Source organism: Cyanobacteriota bacterium (assembly GCA_025054735.1).
Classification (GTDB): Bacteria; Cyanobacteriota; Cyanobacteriia; order SKYG9; family SKYG9; genus SKYG9.
In genome coordinates, this window is the sequence record JANWZG010000553.1 from 1 (window position 1) to 2021 (window position 2021).

General features: G+C 48.2%; 5 protein-coding genes. 2 read left to right on the forward strand and 3 right to left on the reverse strand.

Features of this window, described 5'->3' with window-relative positions; all coding sequences use genetic code 11:
- Positions 1-377 (forward strand): LptF/LptG family permease (locus NZ772_18035; GenBank protein MCS6815455.1); only part of this gene is annotated, 377 nt, incomplete at its 5' end.
- A 49-nt stretch (positions 378-426) separates the two neighbouring features.
- Here the strand turns inward: NZ772_18035 and NZ772_18040 are convergent.
- From NZ772_18040 to NZ772_18050, 3 genes are all read right to left on the reverse strand, one after another.
- Positions 427-942 (reverse strand): hypothetical protein, encoded by a 516-nt coding sequence (locus tag NZ772_18040; GenBank protein MCS6815456.1) that lies wholly within the window; start codon positions 940-942, stop codon positions 427-429.
- 79 nt (positions 943-1021) lie between these two features.
- On the reverse strand, positions 1022-1594 hold the full coding sequence (locus tag NZ772_18045; protein MCS6815457.1) for a molybdenum cofactor guanylyltransferase: 573 nt from the start codon (positions 1592-1594) through the stop codon (positions 1022-1024).
- A complete protein-coding gene (locus NZ772_18050; GenBank protein ID MCS6815458.1) occupies positions 1587-1805 on the reverse strand; it encodes a hypothetical protein in 219 nt (72 codons plus the stop codon). Before NZ772_18050 ends, NZ772_18045 begins: the two co-directional genes overlap by 8 nt.
- A 139-nt stretch (positions 1806-1944) precedes the next feature.
- On the opposite strand from NZ772_18050, the gene NZ772_18055 reads away from it, so the two are divergent.
- The coding region (locus NZ772_18055; protein MCS6815459.1) for a phage Gp37/Gp68 family protein at positions 1945-2021 on the forward strand (77 nt) is incomplete at its 3' end.

A 2021-nucleotide genomic window follows, 5' to 3' on the forward strand; every position in this document is an offset into this window, starting at 1 on the left:
ACCTAGCTAGTCGAGGACGCGGGGATTCTGAAATGAACATTGTAGAGGCAACCAGATACCTAGAATTACTACGCATGAGTGGCGATGAACAAAAAATTCGTCGGCTAGAAGTAGTGATTCAACAAAAGTATGCCTTGCCGTTCTCTTGTTTGATTTTTGGTATGGTGGGGGCAATTTTGGGATGCCGCCCCCAGCGAACTAGTCGTGCAACTGGATTTGGCATTAGTGTTGCAATTATCTTTAGCTACTATCTGCTGTTCTCGGTAACGGGCGTTTTGGGATGGACTGGTGCACTCTCGCCTGTGATTGCTGGCTGGGTGACAAATATTCTAGGGTTGACGGTTGGCATCATTCTAATCATGCGAGCATCGCGGTGATGCCTAGATGGTTTGCCGGGGCCAATCTCGCTAATTTGTGACTCCAAATTTAAGGATTACTGTTGTCAACATAACCTTGCAGGCTCTCTGGATCAAACTGACGCAAGATAGTTGTTGCTTGACGGGTAAGGCTATCAGAACCTCTCACAACGATGAGGTACTTGCCAGCATTCAACCGATTGCGGTAGGGCAGGGCATCGCCGCCACCAATGATTAGTCCAACACCCCCACCTACGACAAGACTCCCTAAACCACCGGATATGGCTCCTAGCAGACCACCAATCACGTGATTGCCAATCTCGCCAGCCCAGGCAAAGGTGTTTAAGCCTGTGATGAGGCTAAAGGTGGTACCTGCTAAAAATCCAAAGGGGATTAGCCACGTTGCCATGAGCTTAACCTGGCGACGAGCCTGCTCGTTGGGATCAATCAGTCCATACTCATCGGCACTTTTGTACCCCTTACCAAGAATAGTGATTTTTTCCATGGGCAGATTCTGGGCTTCCAGTGCTGAGTAGGCAGCTTCTGCCTGGATGCGATCGCGCAATACAGCTACGAGGTAGTTCATAGAGAGATGCTTGGTTATCAGAGGTTTTAAGTAGTCGTTGTCCAACCTTCCAGCTTTAGCAGTAATGTCTGCCAGTGAATTACTCGGCCAAATCTGCTGGAGTGTTACAGTTTCTAAGCATAGCGGCCATCTCAGCCTCTACAGGAATGGATTGTACTGGGTTTTGGGCTAGCCATCGCTGAAATGATCGACCACCTTGCTGCACAAATGCTTGGAGACTAAGTTGTGCTCGTCGCCGGTAAAAGGCGCATAGCGGCTCCCAGCGATCGTGATGATAAGGTGCAAATGCCAGAGTCTCGGCAGGCAAAGTGGCTAACTGCATAGCCCACTGTTGCAGTACTGTTGCCTGTAGGCAAGGTAAGTCACAGGCTAGTAACAGCACCCAATCGGTGGGTATATGCATTAATCCCTGGGTTAGAGCAACGAGGGGGCCTTGCCCTGGCTGATCTTCATGGATCCAACAAACGTTTGAAACTAGGGTCTTGTAACGGTCTGGCCAGGGGGTAATGACATAAATCGTGGGGCAACAGTTAGCTGCTACAGTGCAGACCTGCTGAAGGAGTGGAATTCCCTGCCAGAGTGAGAGCGCCTTGTCCTTACCCATGCGGGAACTTAGCCCACCAGCTAGGATAAGGGCAGAGAGTTCAGACATAGTTATTATCAGGAGTAACGCTGGGCAGAGTGAGGTTTAATCGCTCATAGAGGGCGTGAATGATTTCATCCGCTGATCGTGGGTTCAGGATTCTTAGGTCTTCTTCAGTATAGAGAAGTAAATCCGCAATGGTATGGATTTGCGATCGTCTCAAAGCTCCATGAGCTTCGTAGGACAGTTGAAGAATTTCAATAGACGCTTGTTCAACCATAACGCAAGGGTAGTGATTTATAACCTAGGGCCACTCACTAGTTTTAATTAATACAAACCGTATCAAACCCGGAGCTTTATAGATCCTTTGTACTAAGATAATAGGTTGCAACCAGTTCTGAAAAGAATATACTAGCAGGATGTCAAGCAGCAACACTGGTATTGAATGGACTGACAAGACTTGGAACCCTACTACTGGTTGTAATAAGGTGAGTCC